Consider the following 18,996-nt stretch of genomic DNA (forward strand, 5'->3'; position numbering starts at 1 on the left):
ATGATTTTCGAAGCTTCTCTCATCGGTCTGCTTTGCTATCTCGGTGCACTCAGTAGTCCCTGGCTGTTTGGCCTGACGGGCGGCTGGTATCTCATCTCCCGCCCGCTGGTTTCGGGGATGCTGGTGGGCCTGATTCTGGGCGACGTTAAAACCGGGATCATGATTGGTGTGGCGGTGCAGGCCGTTTATATCGCGATGGTCACCCCCGGCGGTTCAATGCCTGCCGATCTCAATTTTGTCGCTTATCCTGCTATCGCGCTGGGGATTCTGTCGGGCAAAGGGCCAGAGGTGGCCGTGGCGCTGGCGGCGACCATTGGCATTGCCGGAACGATACTGTTTAACGCCATGATGGTATTGAACTCATTCTGGAACCACCGCGCCGACGTGGCGCTTGAGCTCGGGGATGAGCGCGGAATTTATCTTAACAGCGCGGTCTGGCCGCAGGTGATGAACTTTGTTCTGCGCTTTGTGCCGACGTTTATCGCCGTCTATTTTGGCGCGCAGTACATCAGCGGGTTTATGGACAGTCTGCCCGGCATCGTGCTTTCGACCATGAACGTGCTGGGGGGCATCTTACCGGCCGTTGGGATCGCCATCCTGCTTAAGCAGATCATCAAAAGCTACAGCATGCTGATCTACTTCCTGGTGGGCTTCATATGCATTGTGTTCCTGAAGCTCAACATGGTGGCACTGGTGATTGTGGGCGCCCTGCTGGCGTTAATTCATTACAACTACAAGCCGGAAGCGCCGCAGGCTGTCACGCCGGGTAGGCCCGCCGACGATGAGGATGAATTCTGATGGAAGACCGTAAACTGACCCGAAAAGATCTGCGCCGCTGCTGGCGAGCGTGGATGATGCATAACCTCTCTTCGATGAGCTTCGAGCGTCTGGAATCGTTCGGCTTCTGTCTGAGCATGTTACCGGTCGCCAAAAAACTCTACCCGGATGCCGCCCAGCGCACCGAGATGCTGCGCAGACACGCCTCGTTTTACAACACGGAGCCGCAGATCGGTGCCATCGTAAACGGTATGGCGCTTGGGCTGGAAGAGAAAAAAGCCAACGGCGAGCCCATTGATGGCGAAACGATCAATACCCTGAAGGTGGGGCTGATGGGACCAATCGCGGGGATTGGTGACTCAATGATCCCCGGCATGCTGATCCCCATTTTACTGAGCATCGGTATGGCGCTTGCCGCCGGAGGAAATGTTCTTGGCCCGTTGTTCTACACCGTCGCCTGGCTGGCCATCATTATCCCGGGATCCTGGTTTCTGTTTCTGAAAGGCTATCAGATGGGCTCAGGGTCGGTCGAGATGCTGGTGAGCAGCAAGTCAACGCGACTGCGCGAAGCTTTGTCTCTGCTGGGTGTATTTGTGATGGGCGGCGTGGCGGCAAGCTACGTTAAGTTGGGCACCGGGCTGGAATTTATCACCCGTGACGGGGTTAACATCCATGTTCAGCAGATGCTTGACGGTATCTTCCCGCAGCTATTACCGCTTCTGGTGGTTCTGGGCACCTGGTATCTGATGGCGAGACGTGGCGTCTCCCCGGTCAGGGCCATGATTGTGCTGCTTGCGCTGGCGGCGCTGGGCGTCGCGTCAGGTCTGTTTGCCGGATAAGACAGCCGGGGCAATGCCCCGGTTTTTTATGGGTGGAAGTTATGCCACAGTTCAGCCACTTTATCCGGGCGAGAGATAAACTGAAAGCGAGCAGGATCGGCAATAAATTGCGTATAGACAGGCTCATCCGTCAGGCCGAATTCGCTGTAGCGACGCGGTGTGATCATCTGTAGCCGCCCCGGCAGATAATGCGTGTTGTGCTGCCAGATGATATGGCTCCCCTGCAGCAGCGGATACCAGGCCAGTCCTTTACGCGCCCGCACGGCATCATATTCAAAACCATATTCCCTGTCGCACCACGCACCGAAGGTCAGTGGTTCATCCGGCGAGGCAGAGATAGTGGCATGCCCCCAGCCAGGCGGAACCAGCACCTTTTCGCCCGGCCCGGCCAGTACGGCGAAACAGCGCCCGGGATCGTCCGCAACATACTCCTGCATATAGATAATGGCGCGCCCCTGCCAGATTTCATACAGCTCGGGCGGAGACCAGCCGCTGTGACGGCTTTTACGGTGAACATGCCCCTGGCTGCGGATCGGCTCTTCACCCAGCGTTCCCGTCGCGTAGGTCACGACCCCAAACAGCAGCATGCGTTTTTTCAGCTCCTGCCGGTCTGCCAGACGGGCGACATCCATCGCAATAGCATAAACGTCTTCCGGGCCTGAGCAGTCAGGATCCCGTAACGACGCGCGGATCTCATCAAGCGTACGGACCTCTGGCATCGGGCCAGTGACGTCCTCACCGTAGCTGAACCCCAGCGGGTGTCGGGTGATGGTCATGTCGAGCCCAAAGTTATCCATTCTGAACCTCCCAGCCACCGTCAGTGGCCAATACCCGCACGGCAAAACCGTGGGGTAACGCGGCATAGTCGTGTCCGGCGACGGCGGGCCAGACCGCGAGTGAAGAGAGCGTGGTCTCACCGGTATTGATTAAACGGTGGGCGGTAAAAGGCGCAATAATATGGACGGATCCCGGCATCACGCACTCCAGACGGGTTTCGCCGGATGTCGTCTGGAGTAAAAGCAGGCCACTTCCCCGCAGTCCAAAATAGACTTCGCCCTGTTCACGACGTTGATGAAAATGGCCGCGGGTCATAAAGAATTCCCGGCCGATTTTACCTGCATGTAAATGGGTAACGCCGACAAACAACGCCCCTTCCTGTGCAGGCGATTCCAGCATTTCGACGTCATACACCGTCTGATGCGGATCGCATTGTGCCCAGGCGTCTCGATCGGCAAACAAACCATTGAGATCGGCAAGGCGTGTGGATTTAAGAATAAGTGCGCCGCGGGCAAGTGTACCACTGGCCCAGGCCACCAGAGGCGGCAGGATAATATCTGAAGTCATCGTCTTCTCCGGCCCGAGGAGAACAACCCGCCCAGCATAACAATTTAAACGATTAACCTGCGCATCAAAGGCGCAATGTGTCAGGTGAATCACAGTTAATCAGCAATAAAAATGCCGGCCACTGACGTGGCCGGCATTCGGGTCATGCGCGAGGAAACTTACTCGACTTCGCGTGCGTCGATACGCAGCTCTTTCGGGACCTCGAAAACAATGTTCTCTTCGCGTCCTTCCAGCGGGACCGCTTCGCCGCCGCCCAGTTCCTGCAGACGGGAAATCACGTTCTGCACCAGGATATCAGGTGCCGAGGCGCCTGCGGTTACCCCGACACAGGCCACGTTTTTCACCCACGCTTCCTGGATATCGCTGGAATCATCAATCAGATAGGCCGCTTTCCCCATTCGCTGCGCAAGTTCAGCCAGACGGTTGGAGTTAGAGGAGTTTTTCGAACCGACAACCAGCACCACGTCCGCCTGTTCAGCCAGAGCACGCACCGCTTCCTGGCGATTGGTGGTGGCGTAGCAAATGTCGTCCTTACGCGGGCCGACGATTTTCGGGAAGCGCTGACGCAGGGCGTCAATCACGTCCGACGTATCGTCAACGGAGAGCGTCGTCTGGGTCATAAACGAGAGACGCGTTTCATTTTTGACGTTCAGCGTAAACACATCTTCCGGAGACTCCACCAGGTACATCCCCCCTTCCGGGTTGCTGTACTGGCCCATGGTACCTTCGACTTCCGGGTGGCCGGCATGGCCAATCAGGATCGACTCTTCACCACGACGGCTGGCGCGCGCCACTTCCATATGCACTTTGGTCACTAATGGGCAGGTGGCGTCGAACACGGTCAGATCGCGGCTTTTCGCTTCGTTACGCACCGCCTGAGAAACCCCGTGTGCGGAGAAAATCAGGATCGCGCCGTCAGGCACTTCGCTGATCTGCTCAATGAAGATCGCGCCACGCTCGCGCAGGCTGTCGACGACATAACGGTTATGCACCACTTCGTGACGCACATAAATCGGCGCGCCGTAAATCTCGAGCGCGTTTTCAACAATGCTGATAGCGCGGTCTACACCGGCGCAAAAGCCGCGCGGGTTAGCCAACAGGATCTGCATTTCAGGCCTCCAGTACCGGATCGATCTCCAGCACTTCAATATCAAAATGGACGGTGCGCCCGGCAAGCGGATGGTTGAAGTCAACGGTGATGGAGTCACCATTGATTTCGCGGATCACGCCAGGCATTTCGCTGCCATCCATAGCGGTAAAGAGCATGATCGCCCCGATTTCCGGCTCACCTGCATCCATAAACTCGCGGCGCGAGAAGTACTGAACAAGGTCCGGGCTTGGCACGCCAAACGCGGCATCCGGCTCCAGCGAAAATGCCTTTTTCTCGCCTTCTTTCAGGCCAAGCAGCTGTTGCTCAAGACCTTCAGACAGGGAGGTGTCGCCGAGACGAAACAGGGCGGGTTTGCCGTTATTGCGGGTGGATTCAGCCGTGGAGCCATCATCCAGTTTCAGCGTGAAATGAACGAGAACCGCGCTGTTGCTCTGTACGGATTTAGACATGCAAATTGCTCGCTTGTTTTGACCCACCGGTGAGAGACGGGAGGCCAGACATTCTGTAGGCCGGGGGCGCATGCGCCACCCGGCATTTACATTTAAGCCTGTTTCTTCGCGGCCGCGTTCGGCAAGAAGCCTTCCAGCACGATTAACGCCGCGCCGATGCAAATTGCGCTGTCGGCGAGGTTAAAGGTCGCGAAGTGCCAGTCGCCGACATAGAAGTCGATCATATCGACCACAAAGCCATGCCACAGGCGATCAAACAGGTTGCCCAGCGCGCCACCGATAATCAGCGCATAGGCGATGTTATTTAGCTTTTGTGTTGCCTTCGAACGGTACATCAGCAGCGATAGCACCACACAGATACCGATAGCGATACCTGCAAAGAACCAGCGCTGCCAGCCACCGCTGTCAGCAAGGAAACTAAACGCCGCACCGTAGTTACGTGCGTAATGCAGGTTAAGCGACGGGAACAGCGACACCGTCTCCCCCAGAGCAAAATTCTGGAGGATCAGGAACTTGCTGCCCAGATCGATAATCAGCACTACCACCACCAGCCACAGCCAGCGCAGTCCTGTTGAACAGAGAGTTTTACTCATCAGGCAAACTTACGTTTCTCGCCGTCACCGGCGACGTTGCTGACACAGCGTCCGCAGATATCTGCGTGTTCCGCCACCTGGCCGACATCAGTGGTGTAATGCCAGCAACGCGGGCATTTATCACCTTCGGCTTTGCTCAGTGCGACTTTCAGTCCTTTGAGCAGTTCGCTCTGCTGTGCATCAGCAGACGCCTGGGCATAATCCGCAACTTTCGCACCGGAGGTCAACAGGACAAATCGTAATTCATCGCCCAGCGCCGTCAGTTTCGCCGCCAGCTCTGGCTCGGCGTACAGGGTAACTGCCGCTTCCAGCGAGCCGCCGACTTTCTTGTCAGCACGCGCCTGCTCGATAACCTTGTTCACTTCGCCACGCACTTTCAGTAGCTCGTCCCAGAAGGCATCGTTCATCGCTTCGGTGCTGGAGAGATCGAACAGACCTTCATACCACTCGCCGGTGAAGACATACTTCTCACGGTCGCCTGGCAGGTAACCCCAGATTTCATCTGCGGTGAAGGACATGATCGGTGCCATCCAGCGAACCAGCGCTTCTGCGATGTGGAACAGCGCAGTCTGGCAGCTACGACGCGCCACGCTGTCCGCTTTCGCGGTGTACTGGCGGTCTTTGATGATGTCGAGGTAGAACGAGCCCATCTCGATGGAGCAGAAGCGCATCAGGCGCTGCACCACTTCGTGGAAATCGTAAGATTCGTAAGCCTTCAGGATATCTTCCTGTGCCGCTTTCGCGCAGCCTACCGCCCAGCGATCCAGCACCACCATCTCTTCCGGCTTCACCATATCTTTTACCGGATCGAACCCGTTCAGGTTCGCCAGCAGGAAGCGCGCGGTGTTACGGATACGACGATAGCTGTCTGCAGCACGTTTCAGGATCTCGTCCGACACCGCCATTTCGCCGGTATAATCGGTAGAAGCAACCCACAGACGCAGAATGTCCGCGCCTAGTTTGTTCATCACGTCCTGCGGAGAGACGGTGTTACCGATCGATTTAGACATCTTACGGCCCTGACCATCCACGGTGAAACCGTGGGTCAGCACCTGGCGATACGGTGCTTTACCTTTCATGGCGGTGGAAATCATCAGCGATGACATGAACCAGCCGCGGTGTTGGTCAGAACCTTCCAGATACATATCTGCCGCGTGGCCGGCAAATTCCGGACGCACGTCAACAACAGACGCGTGCGTTGAACCGGAGTCAAACCACACGTCCAGGGTATCAGGCACTTTCTCGTAGTTGTCTGCATCAGCGCCCAGGATGTCGCGGGAATCGAGATCCCACCATGCCTGAATGCCGTCAACTTCTACACGCTTCGCGACTTCTTCCATCAGTGCCAGCGTGTTCGGGTGCAGTTCCTGTGTCTCTTTGTGCACGAACAGAGACATTGGCACGCCCCAGGTACGCTGACGGGAGATACACCAGTCAGGACGGTTAGCGACCATGGATTCGATACGCGCCTGACCCCAGTCCGGGATCCACTGCACGCCTTTGATCTCTTTCAGGGACTGCTCGCGCAGGCCTTTCTGATCCATGCTGATGAACCACTGTGGGGTCGCACGGAAGATGATCGGAGATTTGTGACGCCAGCAGCACGGATAGCTGTGCTGCATTTTCTCAACGTGCAGCAGCGCGCCGCTGGTGCGCAGCATGTCAACGATGATGTCGTTCGCTTTGAAGACGTTGATACCGTCCAGCGCCGGGTAGGTGCCAGGCAGGTAAGAGCCGTCAGGACCCACCGGGTTAGCGATTTCAAGACCGTATTTCAGGCTGATGCTGTAGTCGTCAGGACCGTGGCCACCGGCGGTATGTACCGCACCGGTACCCGCATCCAGCGTCACATGATCGCCCAGAATCGCCGGCACATCGAAGCCCAGGAACGGGTGTTTGAAGCGCATCAGCTCCAGCGCGTCACCTTTCACGGTGCCCAGCACGGTGTAGTCGGCGATGTTCGCGCGTTTCAGCACGCTTTCGACCAGATCTTTCGCCAGGATCAGCGCCTGACCGTCAACCTGCACCAGCGCGTACTCGAACTCACCGGACAGGGAGATCGCGCGGTTTGCTGGCAGCGTCCACGGGGTGGTGGTCCAGATAACCAGCGAGATGGGACCGTTGACAGAGGTCACGCCAAATTTGGCTTTCACCGCCTCCTGATCGACCGCGTGGAAGGCCACGTCGATAGACGGAGAGGTTTTGTCGTAATACTCCACTTCCGCTTCTGCCAGCGCAGAACGGCAGTCCACGCACCAGTGCACCGGCTTCGCGCCTTTGTGCAGATGGCCGTTACCGATGATTTTACCCAGCGCACGGATGATGTTGGCTTCGGTTTTGAAGTCCATGGTCAGGTACGGACGTGACCAGTCACCCAGCACGCCCAGGCGGATAAAGTCCTGACGCTGACCGTCAACCTGCGTGGCCGCGTATTCGCGACATTTTGCGCGGAATTCTGCCGCGGTGAACTTCTCACCCGGCTTACCAAACTCTTGCTCAACTTTCAGTTCGATTGGCAGACCATGGCAGTCCCAGCCCGGAACGTAAGGCGAGTCATATCCCGCGAGGCCTTTGGACTTCACGATAATGTCTTTCAGAATCTTGTTTACAGAGTGACCAATATGAATGCTGCCATTCGCATATGGAGGGCCATCATGCAGAATGAAGGTTTTTTTGCCTTTTTTGGCTGCACGGATGATGCCGTACAGGTCATCATCGGTCCAACGCGCCAGCATTCCCGGTTCGCGCTTGGCGAGATCGCCGCGCATCGGGAACCCTGTTTCCGGCAAATTCAGGGTTGATTTATAGTCACTCATCAGATTCTCGGTTCCGTATTTTTCACGTAGGCATTTAAGCCGGGTTTACTCGCCCAAAAAACTCGCGGGCCGTTAATTCATCTCGCGCGATTTGCGCCTTTAGTTCATCCAGCGAAGCAAATCGCTGCTCATTGCGTATTTTTTTACGCAGTATCACATCTATATGGCGACCATAAAGGTCCATTACAACGTCCAGCAGGTGCACTTCTAATTGTTGACGGACACCGGCGACTGTAGGACGTGTGCCAATATTGGCGACACCGAAATACGGTTTATCGCCCAGACCAGCCACTTCCACCGCATATACCCCTTTAACCGGGGAGACCTGACGACGTAGCGGTATATTCGCCGTCGGGAAACCTATGGTGCGGCCCAGCGCATCGCCATGGACCACACGGCCTGAAATGCTAAACGGATGTCCCAGCAGCGTTTCCGCCGTATCCAGTTCATCGTTGGCCAGCGCCTGACGCACCGCAGTGCTGCTAACCCGGACGCCGCCTTCGCAAAAGGTCATTGCGCTGGTGACATCAAAGCCGTACTCGAGGCCAGCCTTCTGTAATAGCAAGAAATCGCCCTGACGACCAGCGCCAAAGCGGAAATCATCACCCACGGCCAGAAACTGCACGCCAAGGCGCCTGACCAGCAGGTCACTGACGAAATTTTGTGCTGTGAGCGCGGCAAAGCGGCGATCGAAACGCACGCACAATACGTAGTCCACCCCGGACTCTGCCAGGTAGCGCAACTTCTCGCGCAGGCGAGTGAGGCGAGCCGGTGATTTATCGCCGGCAAACAGCTCCAGCGGCTGCGGCTCAAAAATCATCACTACAACGGGCAGGCCACGCGCCTCCCCTTCTTTACGCAATCCCTGCAGCAGCGCCTGATGACCACGATGCACGCCGTCGAAATTACCAATGGTCAGCACGCACCCGTGCGGTGCTCTGCTGAGATTATGTATGCCGCGTATCAGCTTCATGTCTGGCTCAAAACAGTGAAAATCGCCAAAGTATACCTTGTACAGCGGTTAAGGTTAACCGGCGATTGTTCGCGCAAAACAGAAAGCCGTAATGATTTCATCAGGCTGACCTTTCACAGCAAAAAAATCTGCCCGTGAACTGCGTTTTTTGTGCCGAAAAGCTGTATTCACGAGCGACAAGCTGGTAGAATCCTGCGCCATCACTACGTAACGTAGCGTCGCCAATCAACGGCGCTTATTTGCACAAATCCATTGACAAAAGAAGGTATAGAGGGCATATTCCTCGGCCTTTGAATTGTCCACATAGATCATATTTGGGAGTTGGACCTTGGCTAATATCAAATCAGCTAAGAAACGTGCTATCCAGTCTGAAAAGGCTCGTAAGCACAATGCAAGCCGTCGCTCTATGATGCGTACTTTCATCAAGAAAGTATACGCAGCTATCGAAGCTGGCGACAAAGCTGCTGCGCAGAACGCATTTAATGAAATGCAACCAATCGTGGATCGTCAGGCTGCTAAAGGTCTGATCCACAAAAACAAAGCAGCGCGTCATAAAGCAAATCTGACCGCGCAGATCAACAAACTGGCTTAATCGCCACTTGTTGTTGCTTGTTTTAAAAGAACCCGCTTAACGCGGGTTTTTTTATATCTTCAGATTGCCGGTGGCGTAAACAGCGCCGAGTAGTCGCGGTTACAGATGCGCTGTACCGCTGGGTGTTGAATCATCCTTTCTGCAAATATCGCGTGATACTCCTCCATCACGTTATCGACCCGGCCAATCTCCGTAATCTTGTTATCTGAATAGAGATCGTGCACGTACAGCGTCGGTGCAACGAAGATGGCGTTATGCGCCTCACCAAAGGCTTTCATTAGCGCAGCATCGTCAAACTCGCCGAGGATCTCCACCTTCAGTCCCTGAGAGTTAAACCAGTTCAGCAGTTTGCGCCCAAGCATGGAGCGCCGGCCTGGCACCAGCAAACGACGCTCCTCCAGACAGGCAGGAAACGGTTTTTCCGGCGGCGGGTTAATGCACCAGAAGCTGACCCCGCATTCGCCAATCTTCACCGAGAACAGCCCTTCCTGCTGCGTAGAGTCGATCGGGCAGTCCGAGATAATCATATCCAGCTTATGCTGGCTCAGCTGCTCCAGCAGCATCTCGTGCGTGGATTCAAAACAGCGCAGGTGGATTTGCTCATCTTCAACCACCGCCGCATCCAGCACGCCGCTGACCAGCCGTTTTGACAACGCATCCGCCACGCCGACGTCAAAGAGCAGGTTTGACTCTTTGCGGTAGTTAACGATATCCAGCATCTCCTGGCTTAAGGTGAACATTTTATCCGCATAGCGGAAAACCAGTTCGCCCAGCTCACTTGGCTCAATCCCACGGCCCTTGCGCTTAAAGAGCTTGCCCTGTAGCCGCTCTTCCAGCGCCTTGATTTGCCCGGTGATGGTCTGCGGCGTCAGGTAGAGCGCCTCTGCCGCCCCCACGACCGAGCCCTGCTTATAGACGTGCCAGAAGTAGTAAAGGTGGTTGTAATTCAAATGAGACATCGTGTCTTCGCTCCCTGATCGTGTAGCGGGAGAAGGTGTTCTTCTCCCGGTTTCCTGTTATGCCTGAACGACCGGTCCGGACAGTTTGACCTTCAATAAGGTATAGCCAGTGACTGCGGCCAGTAACGATCCGATAAGGATACCCAGCTTCGCCCAGACGATAAGCTCAGGCGCATGGGCACCAAAAGCCAGCGTTGAGATAAAGATCGACATGGTAAACCCAATGCCACACAGCACGCCCACCGCCATGATCTGCTTAAACGTGGTGCCGTGCGGCAGTGACGCCAGCTTCAGCTTCAGCGCCAGCCAGCAGAACAGGCTAATACCCAGCGGCTTACCAATAAACAGTCCGGCAATAATGCCCAGCGGCAACATTGAGGTCAGTCCCTCAAGGGTTACCCCTTCCAGCGAAACGCCTGCATTAGCGAAAGCAAACAGCGGCAGGATCATAAAGGCGACCCACGGGTGCAGTACATGCTCCAGCTGTTTAGCAGGCGATTTCCCCTCCTGCGGCTTAAGCGGAACGAAGAAGCCGACGATGACCCCGGCGAGCGTAGCGTGCACGCCTGATTTCAGTACCGCGGTCCACAGCACCATCCCCACCAGCACGTAGATCCCGATGCGGCGCACGTTGCAAATGTTCAACAGCGCCAGTACCGCAATCGCTCCTGCGGCAACGCTCAACGACAGGATCGACAGGTCGCTGGTGTAGAACAGCGCAATAATGACAATCGCGCCCAGGTCATCAATGATCGCCAGCGCCATCAGGAAGATTTTCAGTGCCACCGGCACGCGGCTTCCCAGCAAGGCCAGCACACCCAGGGCAAACGCGATATCCGTTGCCGCCGGAATGGCCCAGCCGTGACGCGATACTGGATCCTGCCAGGTGAACGCCAGGAAGAGCAACGCCGGAATGACCATCCCCCCGAATGCGGCAATCACCGGGAACGCGGCACGCTGACGGCTGGCAAGCGAGCCCAGGACCAGCTCACGCTTAACCTCCAGCCCTACCAGCAGGAAAAACACGGCCATCAGTGCATCGTTGATCCACAGCAGCATGTTCTTATTAATTTCCAGCGCCCCGACTTTCAGCTCGACGGGAGTTTCCAGAAACGCGTGGTAAAAGTCGCGTGTGAAACCCATATTGGCCAGCGCCATCGCGGCCGCAGCGGCAATAATCAGGATGATGCCGCCTGATGCTTCACTGCTAAAAAAACGGTGTATTAATTTCACGTAGGCTCTCTCTTACAGCAATACTTCGGTAAAACCATAATACCAGGCCAAACAGCTCGGCAAAAGCAGATTAATGTTGAGTATATATTCAGTTTTACCGAATGATAGCCATGAGGACAGCTACAAAAAGAAAAAGCCCGAAATCGCTTCCGGGCTTTTTGAGATGAACACCAGCTAACGGATTAGCGGGTCAAATCGTCGAAGAATTTTTTGACGCCATCGAAGAAGCTTTTGGAGCGCGGGCTGTTTTTCTCACCCGTCGGGCCGCCAAAACTTTCCTGCAGCTCTTTCAGCAGCTGTTTCTGCTTGTCGTTCAGGCCAACCGGAGTTTCAACCACCACGCGGCACAGCAGGTCGCCCTGCGCACCACCGCGAACGGATTTAACACCTTTACCACGCATGCGGAACAGCTTGCCGGTCTGGGTTTCGCCTGGAACCTTCAGATTGACGCGACCATCAAGCGTTGGCACTTCAATTTCGCCACCGAGTGCCGCCATGGCGAAGTTGATGGGCACTTCACAGTACAGGTTGTTGCCTTCACGCTCGAAGATGGCGTGCTGCTTGACCTGAACCTGAACGTACAGATCGCCTGCCGGTGCACCGTGCTCGCCGGCCTCACCTTCACCTGCCAGACGGATACGGTCGCCCGTGTCCACGCCTGCCGGGATTTTAACGGACAGCGTCTTGGTTTTCTCAACGCGACCATGACCGTGGCATTTTGTGCAGGGGTCTTTAATCAGCGTACCGCGACCATGACAGTGCGGACACGCCTGCTGCACGGCGAAGAAGCCCTGACGCATCTGTACCTGACCGGAACCGTGACAGGTTGGACAGGTTTGCGGCTGGGTGCCTGCTTTCGCGCCGCTGCCGTGGCAAACGTCACACTCTTCCAGCGTCGGAATACGGATCTCTTTGGTGACGCCACGTACGGCCTCTTCCAGCGTCAGATCCATGTTGTAGCGCAGGTCGGCGCCGCGTGCCGCGCGCTGACGGCCACGACCGCCGCCAAAAATGTCGCCGAAAACATCGCCAAAGATATCGCTGAAGTCAGCACCGCCGCCAAAGCCGCCGCCACCGAATCCACCGCCGCCCATGCCGCCTTGTTCGAAGGCTGCGTGACCGTACTGGTCATAGGCCGCACGTTTCTGTGCATCGGTCAGGACTTCGTAGGCTTCTTTGATCTCTTTAAATTTGGCTTCAGCCTCTTTGTCACCCTGGTTGCGGTCCGGGTGGAATTTCATGGCCAGGCGCTTATACGCCTTTTTGATTTCACGCTCTTCCGCAGTTTTCGGAACGCCTAAAATCTCGTAATAGTCTTGCTTTGCCATTGGTTTTTTTAAGCCCCTTAACATGCGAGCACGGGCGTGGAGAGTTCTCCTACGCCCGTGCCGATTAATTACCCTGCATCAGGGCGATTATTTTTTGTCTTTCACTTCTTCGAACTCAGCGTCGACAACGTCGTCGTCTTTCGCGTTGTTCTGAGAAGCGTCAGCGCCAGCCTGCTGTTGGGCGTGCTGCTGCTGAGCGATTTCCATCAGCTTCTGAGAAGCCTGTGCCAGCTCCTGCATCTTCGCTTCGATATCCGCTTTATCTTCGCCTTTCAGAGACGTTTCCAGCGCGCTCAGTGCAGCTTCGATAGCCGTTTTGTCTTCAGCTGGCAGTTTATCGCCGGCTTCTTCAACCTGCTTACGGGTGCTGTGCAGCAGATGGTCGCCCTGGTTGCGGGTCTGAACCAGCTCTTCGAACTTACGGTCAGATTCCGCGTTCGCTTCTGCTTCACGAACCATTTTCTGGATCTCTTCTTCGTTCAGACCGGAAGAGGCCTTAATGGTGATCTTCTGCTCTTTACCGCTGTTTTTGTCTTTCGCGGAAACGTGCAGGATACCGTCAGCATCGATATCGAAGGTTACTTCGATCTGCGGCATACCGCGTGGCGCCGGGTTGATGCCATCCAGGTTGAACTGACCCAGTGACTTGTTATCCGCCGCACGCTTACGCTCACCCTGCAGCACATGGATGGTTACTGCAGACTGGTTGTCTTCAGCAGTAGAGAACACCTGGCTGTGCTTAGTAGGGATAGTGGTGTTTTTGGTGATAAGCGCCGTCATCACACCGCCCATGGTTTCGATACCCAGAGACAGCGGGGTAACGTCCAGCAGCAGAACGTCTTTCACATCACCCGTCAACACACCACCCTGAACAGCAGCACCGATAGCCACTGCTTCGTCCGGGTTAACGTCTTTACGTGGCTCTTTACCAAAGAATTCAGCCACTTTCTTCTGAACCATTGGCATACGGGTCTGGCCACCAACGAGGATAACGTCGTTGATATCAGACACGGACAGGCCAGCATCCTGCAGAGCAACTTTCAGTGGCTCGATGGAACGGTTCACCAGGTCTTCTACCAGGCTTTCCAGTTTCGCACGGGTCACTTTAATGTTCATGTGTTTAGGACCGGTCGCGTCTGCAGTGATATACGGCAGGTTCACGTCGGTCTGCTGAGCGGAAGACAGTTCGATCTTCGCTTTCTCAGCGGCTTCTTTCAGGCGCTGCATTGCCAGCGGGTCGTTACGCAGGTCAATGCCCTGATCTTTCTTGAACTCGTCAACGAGGTAGTTGATCAGACGGGTATCGAAGTCTTCACCACCCAGGTGGGTATCACCGTTGGTTGCCAGAACTTCGAAGGTTTTTTCGCCATCAACTTCGTCGATTTCGATAATAGAGATATCGAAAGTACCACCACCCAGGTCGTAAACCGCGATAGTACGGTTGCCAACTTCTTTATCCAGACCGTAAGCCAGTGCCGCTGCGGTTGGTTCGTTGATGATACGTTTTACTTCCAGACCTGCGATACGGCCAGCATCTTTCGTTGCCTGACGCTGAGCATCGTTGAAGTAAGCAGGAACGGTGATAACAGCTTCAGTTACCGGCTCACCCAGGTAATCTTCTGCGGTTTTCTTCATTTTTTTCAGCACTTCAGCAGAGATCTGCGGTGGTGCCGTTTTGGTGCCTTTCACATCAAGCCATGCATCGCCGTTATCTGCTGCGATGATTTTGTAAGGCATGATAGAAACGTCACGCTGAACTTCTTCGTCCTGGAAGCGGCGGCCAATCAGGCGTTTAATCGCAAACAGGGTATTTTGCGGGTTTGTCACTGCCTGACGTTTAGCCGGCTGACCAACCAGAGTTTCACCATCCTGGGTATAAGCAATGATAGAAGGCGTGGTGCGATCGCCCTCGGCGTTCTCCAGCACGCGTGCGGTAGTGCCATCCATAATCGCTACACAAGAGTTGGTAGTACCCAGGTCGATACCAATAATTTTACCCATCTAAACGTCTCCACTTAAAATTCAGTCAACATGTGGTTGTGTACCTGTAATAAGGGCAGAACGTGCTTTTTCAACTGCCCACAATTGATTTTTTTCAGGTCCACACACTGCGGTTGACTACAAGATGGGGTCGCGCCAGCGTCCATCAAGGGGGAACGGTAAAAAAAATTTTTAATTTCACCCTGATGAGATCATAGACGGCATTGATTGCGCCCATTATGATGCCGCGCCCCGTCAGGGAGAACTGACGCGGGTTTAACCATTTCACCATATTAATGATGATTTTTTTGAGGACTTATGGGCAACACTAAGTTGGCTAATCCGGCTCCGCTGGGCCTGATGGGTTTTGGCATGACCACTATCCTGCTGAACCTGCACAACATCGGGATGTTCCCGATGGATGGCATTATCCTGGCGATGGGCATTTTTTACGGCGGTATCGCGCAAATCTTCGCGGGCCTGCTGGAATATAAGAAAGGCAACACCTTCGGCTTAACCGCATTTACCTCTTATGGTTCTTTCTGGCTGACCCTGGTCGCGATCCTGCTGATGCCTAAAATGGGCCTGGCAGATGCGGCAAACGCACATTTCCTGGGCGTTTACCTTGGTCTGTGGGGCATCTTCACGCTGTTTATGTTCTTCGGCACCCTGAAAGGCAACCGCGCACTGCAGTTTGTTTTCCTGAGCCTGACCGTGCTGTTCGCCCTGCTGGCGATCGGCCACCTCGTGGATAACGAAAGCATCGTGCATATTGCCGGCTGGATTGGTCTGGTGTGCGGCGCAAGCGCTATCTACCTGGCAATGGGTGAAGTGCTGAACGAGCAGTTTGACCGCACCATCCTACCGATTGGTGAAAAACACTGATCCATCTGTCGTGTCCGCCTCGCGGGCACGACATCCCTGTTTCTGCCGAAGCCAAATGCCTAACACCAGCCCCATCACCGACAGCGCGAGCACATACCAGGCGGGAGCCATCGGGGATACTCCCATCAACACCGTGACCGCAATCGGCGTCAGCCCGCCAAAGATGGCGTAAGAGACGTTATAGGAAAAAGAGATCCCGGTGAAGCGGACCTCTGGCGGAAAAGCTCGCACCATCACATACGGCACTGCACCGACAACCCCCACGCACAGCCCGACCGTACCGTAGAGCAGGAACAGCTGTTCAGGATGGCTGCCTGCCAGGTGGTAAAACGCCCAGCTCGACGCAGCCAGCAGCAGACTGCCGATGATGAAAGTCAGGCCGGCACCGATACGATCAACGGCCAGCCCCGCGGCCAGACAGCCAAAGCAGAGCATAATGGTGGCGATACTGTTTGCCTGCAACGTTACCGCCGGCGCAAAACCGTACTGCTTTTGCAGCCATACCGGAGACATTAAGATAACGACCACGATGCCCGCCGACAGCAGCCAGGTGAGCAGCATCGACACCACAACCGCGCTTCGGTGGCGCACCACCACGGCTTTTACCGGCAACTCCTGCGCCAGCGCCTTGCGCTGCTGCATCTCAAGGAAAATGGGTGTCTCCTGCAGCCAGCGGCGAAGATACATCGCCACCAGGCCAAACGCCCCGCCGAGCAGGAACGGTACGCGCCATCCCCAGTCGTGAACCGCCTGTTGCGTCATGCTGGTATTCACGATAGTGGCCACCACTGAACCGAGGAGGATACCGACAGTCAGCCCCGCCGTTAAGGTTCCACAGGCGATGCCGATGCGGCGCGCCGGCACATGCTCCGCCACAAATACCCAGGCCCCCGGCACTTCGCCGCCAATTGCCGCCCCCTGAAGAATGCGCATCAGCAACAGCAGCAGCGGAGCAACAATGCCCATTGAGGCGTAAGTAGGCAGCAGACCAATGGCCAGCGTCGGCACGGCCATCAGTAAAATGCTGAGCGTGAACATCTTCTTACGCCCGACCAGGTCACCAAAGTGGGCCATCACAATGCCACCCAGCGGTCGTGCCAGATACCCGGCGGCAAAAATGCCGAAGGTTTGCACCTGGCGCAACCACTCCGGGATATCTGCCGGGAAGAAAAGCTCCCCCACCACGGCGGCGAAGAAGACGAAGATGATAAAGTCGTAAAACTCCAGCGCACCGCCTAAGGCCGCGAGCGTGAGGGTTTTGTAGTCCTGTCGATTCAGAGGTCGGGTGTTATGTGACATAGCGAACCATTTGGCTTGTGTTGTGGATTTATTTTTACAGCAAACGTAAAGAAAATATTACTATACCGTAAAACCCTTACCACGCTACCGTCGCTTCAGCTAATGTCACATATTGATTAATTTCAGGAGATTGTCTCGCGACGGGCGTTTTTCGGACGAAAAGCTGCTACCACTTTCTCATCGGTCTCCACATACGGGCCGTCAAGTAACTGTATACAATACGGTACACTTGCAAAAATCCCGTGCACGATCACGCTGCCATCTTCCGCTTTCAGTCCTTCAAGCGTCTCTTTGATGGACTTCGGCTGGCCCGGCAAATTCAGAATCAATGCCTGCTTGCGGATCACCCCGACCTGACGGGAGAGGATCGCCGTCGGGACAAAGTGTAGACTGATCTGGCGCATCTGCTCACCGAAGCCAGGCATCTCACGATCGGCAACCGCCAGCGTGGCATCCGGAGTGACGTCCCGGCGCGCAGGTCCGGTGCCTCCCGTGGTCAATACCAGGTGGCAGCTCATCTCATCCACCAGCTCACAGAGTGTCTGTTCGATAATTGGCTGCTCGTCAGGGATCAGGCGGGTCTGGATCTCAAAGGGGGTTGTCAACGCACTGCCCAGCCATTCTTCCAGCGCGGGGATGCCTTTATCCTGATAAACACCGCTGGAGGCGCGGTCAGAAATCGACACTAAGCCGATGCGTAAGGTATTCATATCCATTCCATTCAAAAAAGTACTGATTAAAGGGAATGATACACGCAGAGGGGAAATTCAGACAGAGTACGAAAGAAGTAGCGTGACCGGGGACCCGGTCACGCAGAATGATTACAGCAGGTCGCCGATCATTTTTTCCAGTTTTTCCTGGTCGATAGCAAACTTACGGATACCGTCCGCCAGTTTATCTACAGCCATTGGATCCTGGTTATGCTGCCACAGGAACTCAGATTCAGTGATGCGCTCCGGACGCGCTTTCACTTCACCGGTGTAGGACAGTTTACGCTCGATAGCACCTTCGCTTTCAGCCAGCTCTTTCAGCAGTGCCGGGGCGATGGTCAGGCGGTCACAGCCAGCCAGTTCGATGATTTCACCTACGTTACGGAAGCTTGCGCCCATCACCACAGTCTCATAACCGTGCTGTTTGTAGTATTCGTAGATTTCGGTCACGGAAACGACGCCTGGATCTTCAGATGCCGCGTACTCTTTCTTATCCGTGTTGGCTTTGTACCAGTCCAGAATACGGCCAACGAATGGAGAAATCAGGTATACGCCGGCTTCCGCACATGCACGCGCCTGTGCGAAGGAGAACAGCAGCGTCAGGTTACAGTTGATACCGTCTTTTTCCAGCTGTTCAGCTGCACGAATACCCTGCCAGGTCGACGCCAGTTTGATCAGGATGCGGTCATTGCTGATGCCGGCATCGTTGTACATTTTGATCAGACGTTTTGCTTTGGCAATAGACGCTTCGGTGTCGTAGGAGAGACGTGCGTCAACTTCGGTAGAGATGCGGCCAGGAACCAGTTTCAGAATTTCCAGACCAATGTTCACGGCCAGTTTATCAGTGGCATCAACAACCTGCTGCGCGCGGTCGTTGCTCTGTGCTTTCGCCCAGGTCACTGCGTCGTCAATCAGTTTGCGATACTCAGGGATCTGTGCGGCGTTAAGGATCAGAGAAGGGTTGGTGGTGGCATCCTGCGGCTGGTACAGCTTCATTGCCGCGATATCTCCGGTGTCAGCTACGACAGTGGTGAACTGACGAAGGGAGGTCAATTTATCCGTCATGATAGTGTTTCTCTTTTAACGTGCCCTGGATAATTCACGCTAC

At 55.3% G+C, this 18,996-nt stretch carries 18 protein-coding genes and 1 pseudogene; 4 read left to right on the forward strand and 15 right to left on the reverse strand.

Features of this window, described 5'->3' with window-relative positions; all coding sequences use genetic code 11:
* Together QLG09_RS05620 and QLG09_RS05625 are read left to right on the forward strand one after the other, a co-directional pair.
* Nucleotides 1-798 (forward strand): PTS sugar transporter subunit IIC, encoded by a 798-nt coding sequence (locus QLG09_RS05620; protein ID WP_025205460.1) that lies wholly within the window; start codon nt 1-3, stop codon nt 796-798.
* On the forward strand, nt 798-1,616 hold the full coding sequence (locus QLG09_RS05625; RefSeq protein ID WP_014168581.1) for a PTS system mannose/fructose/sorbose family transporter subunit IID: 819 nt from the start codon (nt 798-800) through the stop codon (nt 1,614-1,616). Before QLG09_RS05620 ends, QLG09_RS05625 begins: the two co-directional genes overlap by 1 nt.
* A 26-nt stretch (nt 1,617-1,642) precedes the next feature.
* On the opposite strand, the gene QLG09_RS05630 is transcribed toward QLG09_RS05625, so the two are convergent.
* From QLG09_RS05630 to QLG09_RS05665, 8 genes and pseudogenes are all read right to left on the reverse strand, one after another.
* Entirely contained in the window at nt 1,643-2,413 is a 771-nt protein-coding gene (locus QLG09_RS05630; RefSeq protein WP_049023057.1) for a glucose-6-phosphate isomerase family protein, read from the reverse strand.
* Nucleotides 2,406-2,960, reverse strand: a complete 555-nt coding sequence (locus QLG09_RS05635) for a glucose-6-phosphate isomerase family protein (protein WP_032681684.1) — start codon at nt 2,958-2,960, stop codon at nt 2,406-2,408. The genes QLG09_RS05630 and QLG09_RS05635 overlap by 8 nt, the downstream gene beginning before the upstream one ends.
* Nucleotides 2,961-3,118: 158 nt before the next feature.
* A complete protein-coding gene (ispH, locus tag QLG09_RS05640; protein ID WP_020882547.1) occupies nt 3,119-4,069 on the reverse strand; it encodes a 4-hydroxy-3-methylbut-2-enyl diphosphate reductase in 951 nt (316 codons plus the stop codon).
* 1 nt (nt 4,070) lies between these two features.
* A complete protein-coding gene (gene fkpB, locus QLG09_RS05645) occupies nt 4,071-4,520 on the reverse strand; it encodes an FKBP-type peptidyl-prolyl cis-trans isomerase (protein WP_020882546.1) in 450 nt (149 codons plus the stop codon).
* Nucleotides 4,521-4,612: 92 nt separating this feature from the next.
* A complete protein-coding gene (lspA, locus tag QLG09_RS05650; RefSeq protein ID WP_020882545.1) occupies nt 4,613-5,113 on the reverse strand; it encodes a signal peptidase II in 501 nt (166 codons plus the stop codon).
* Complete coding sequence (gene ileS, locus QLG09_RS05655; RefSeq protein WP_049023056.1) at nt 5,113-7,929, reverse strand: isoleucine--tRNA ligase; 2,817 nt, start codon at nt 7,927-7,929, stop codon at nt 5,113-5,115. Before ileS ends, lspA begins: the two co-directional genes overlap by 1 nt.
* Before the next feature lie 34 nt (nt 7,930-7,963).
* Nucleotides 7,964-8,902, reverse strand: coding sequence for a bifunctional riboflavin kinase/FAD synthetase (gene ribF / locus QLG09_RS05660; RefSeq protein WP_014168574.1), 939 nt, complete (start codon nt 8,900-8,902; stop codon nt 7,964-7,966).
* A gap of 7 nt (nt 8,903-8,909) precedes the next feature.
* A pseudogene (locus QLG09_RS05665) lies at nt 8,910-9,128 on the reverse strand (DUF2575 domain-containing protein).
* A gap of 102 nt (nt 9,129-9,230) precedes the next feature.
* Here QLG09_RS05665 and rpsT point away from each other — a divergent pair.
* Nucleotides 9,231-9,494 (forward strand): 30S ribosomal protein S20, encoded by a 264-nt coding sequence (gene rpsT / locus QLG09_RS05670; protein ID WP_008502037.1) that lies wholly within the window; start codon nt 9,231-9,233, stop codon nt 9,492-9,494.
* A 59-nt stretch (nt 9,495-9,553) separates the two neighbouring features.
* On the opposite strand, the gene nhaR is transcribed toward rpsT, so the two are convergent.
* The 4 genes from nhaR to dnaK all read right to left on the reverse strand — a co-directional run bounded on the left by nhaR (nt 9,554) and on the right by dnaK (nt 15,015).
* On the reverse strand, nt 9,554-10,453 hold the full coding sequence (gene nhaR / locus QLG09_RS05675; RefSeq protein WP_014168572.1) for a transcriptional activator NhaR: 900 nt from the start codon (nt 10,451-10,453) through the stop codon (nt 9,554-9,556).
* A 57-nt stretch (nt 10,454-10,510) separates the two neighbouring features.
* Nucleotides 10,511-11,686: a Na+/H+ antiporter NhaA gene (gene nhaA / locus QLG09_RS05680; RefSeq protein WP_014168571.1), complete on the reverse strand. Its 1,176-nt coding sequence runs from the start codon at nt 11,684-11,686 to the stop codon at nt 10,511-10,513.
* A gap of 182 nt (nt 11,687-11,868) precedes the next feature.
* Nucleotides 11,869-13,014: a molecular chaperone DnaJ gene (gene dnaJ / locus QLG09_RS05685; protein WP_020882543.1), complete on the reverse strand. Its 1,146-nt coding sequence runs from the start codon at nt 13,012-13,014 to the stop codon at nt 11,869-11,871.
* An 87-nt stretch (nt 13,015-13,101) separates the two neighbouring features.
* Complete coding sequence (gene dnaK, locus QLG09_RS05690; protein ID WP_014168568.1) at nt 13,102-15,015, reverse strand: molecular chaperone DnaK; 1,914 nt, start codon at nt 15,013-15,015, stop codon at nt 13,102-13,104.
* 297 nt (nt 15,016-15,312) lie between these two features.
* Between dnaK and satP the strand changes: the two genes are divergently transcribed.
* Nucleotides 15,313-15,879 (forward strand): acetate uptake transporter, encoded by a 567-nt coding sequence (gene satP, locus QLG09_RS05695; RefSeq protein WP_049023055.1) that lies wholly within the window; start codon nt 15,313-15,315, stop codon nt 15,877-15,879.
* Here satP and QLG09_RS05700 read toward each other — a convergent pair.
* From QLG09_RS05700 to tal, 3 genes are all read right to left on the reverse strand, one after another.
* Nucleotides 15,856-17,178 (reverse strand): MFS transporter, encoded by a 1,323-nt coding sequence (locus QLG09_RS05700; RefSeq protein ID WP_032681686.1) that lies wholly within the window; start codon nt 17,176-17,178, stop codon nt 15,856-15,858. The two genes, satP and QLG09_RS05700, sit on opposite strands and share 24 nt — an antisense overlap.
* A 122-nt stretch (nt 17,179-17,300) precedes the next feature.
* On the reverse strand, nt 17,301-17,888 hold the full coding sequence (gene mog, locus QLG09_RS05705; protein WP_020882540.1) for a molybdopterin adenylyltransferase: 588 nt from the start codon (nt 17,886-17,888) through the stop codon (nt 17,301-17,303).
* 111 nt (nt 17,889-17,999) lie between these two features.
* Nucleotides 18,000-18,953 (reverse strand): transaldolase, encoded by a 954-nt coding sequence (tal, locus tag QLG09_RS05710; protein WP_014168563.1) that lies wholly within the window; start codon nt 18,951-18,953, stop codon nt 18,000-18,002.
* Nucleotides 18,954-18,996: the final 43 nt, after the last annotated feature.

Origin of the sequence: Enterobacter sp. V89_11, assembly GCF_029967775.1 — a bacterium.
In the GTDB taxonomy this organism is placed as follows: domain Bacteria; phylum Pseudomonadota; class Gammaproteobacteria; order Enterobacterales; family Enterobacteriaceae; genus Enterobacter; species Enterobacter ludwigii.

Bases quoted from the DNA above. Each gene is read 5' to 3' on its own strand.
- QLG09_RS05620 (WP_025205460.1), top strand. From the start codon at position 1: ATGATTTTCGAAGCTTCTCTCATCGGTCTGCTTTGCTATCTCGGTGCA.
- QLG09_RS05625 (WP_014168581.1), top strand. From the start codon at position 798: ATGGAAGACCGTAAACTGACCCGAAAAGATCTGCGCCGCTGCTGGCGA.
- QLG09_RS05630 (WP_049023057.1), bottom strand. From the start codon at position 2,413: ATGGATAACTTTGGGCTCGACATGACCATCACCCGACACCCGCTGGGG.
- QLG09_RS05635 (WP_032681684.1), bottom strand. From the start codon at position 2,960: ATGACTTCAGATATTATCCTGCCGCCTCTGGTGGCCTGGGCCAGTGGT.
- ispH (WP_020882547.1), bottom strand. From the start codon at position 4,069: ATGCAGATCCTGTTGGCTAACCCGCGCGGCTTTTGCGCCGGTGTAGAC.
- fkpB (WP_020882546.1), bottom strand. From the start codon at position 4,520: ATGTCTAAATCCGTACAGAGCAACAGCGCGGTTCTCGTTCATTTCACG.
- lspA (WP_020882545.1), bottom strand. From the start codon at position 5,113: ATGAGTAAAACTCTCTGTTCAACAGGACTGCGCTGGCTGTGGCTGGTG.
- ileS (WP_049023056.1), bottom strand. From the start codon at position 7,929: ATGAGTGACTATAAATCAACCCTGAATTTGCCGGAAACAGGGTTCCCG.
- ribF (WP_014168574.1), bottom strand. From the start codon at position 8,902: ATGAAGCTGATACGCGGCATACATAATCTCAGCAGAGCACCGCACGGG.
- nhaR (WP_014168572.1), bottom strand. From the start codon at position 10,453: ATGTCTCATTTGAATTACAACCACCTTTACTACTTCTGGCACGTCTAT.
- dnaJ (WP_020882543.1), bottom strand. From the start codon at position 13,014: ATGGCAAAGCAAGACTATTACGAGATTTTAGGCGTTCCGAAAACTGCG.
- dnaK (WP_014168568.1), bottom strand. From the start codon at position 15,015: ATGGGTAAAATTATTGGTATCGACCTGGGTACTACCAACTCTTGTGTA.
- satP (WP_049023055.1), top strand. From the start codon at position 15,313: ATGGGCAACACTAAGTTGGCTAATCCGGCTCCGCTGGGCCTGATGGGT.
- QLG09_RS05700 (WP_032681686.1), bottom strand. From the start codon at position 17,178: ATGTCACATAACACCCGACCTCTGAATCGACAGGACTACAAAACCCTC.
- mog (WP_020882540.1), bottom strand. From the start codon at position 17,888: ATGAATACCTTACGCATCGGCTTAGTGTCGATTTCTGACCGCGCCTCC.
- tal (WP_014168563.1), bottom strand. From the start codon at position 18,953: ATGACGGATAAATTGACCTCCCTTCGTCAGTTCACCACTGTCGTAGCT.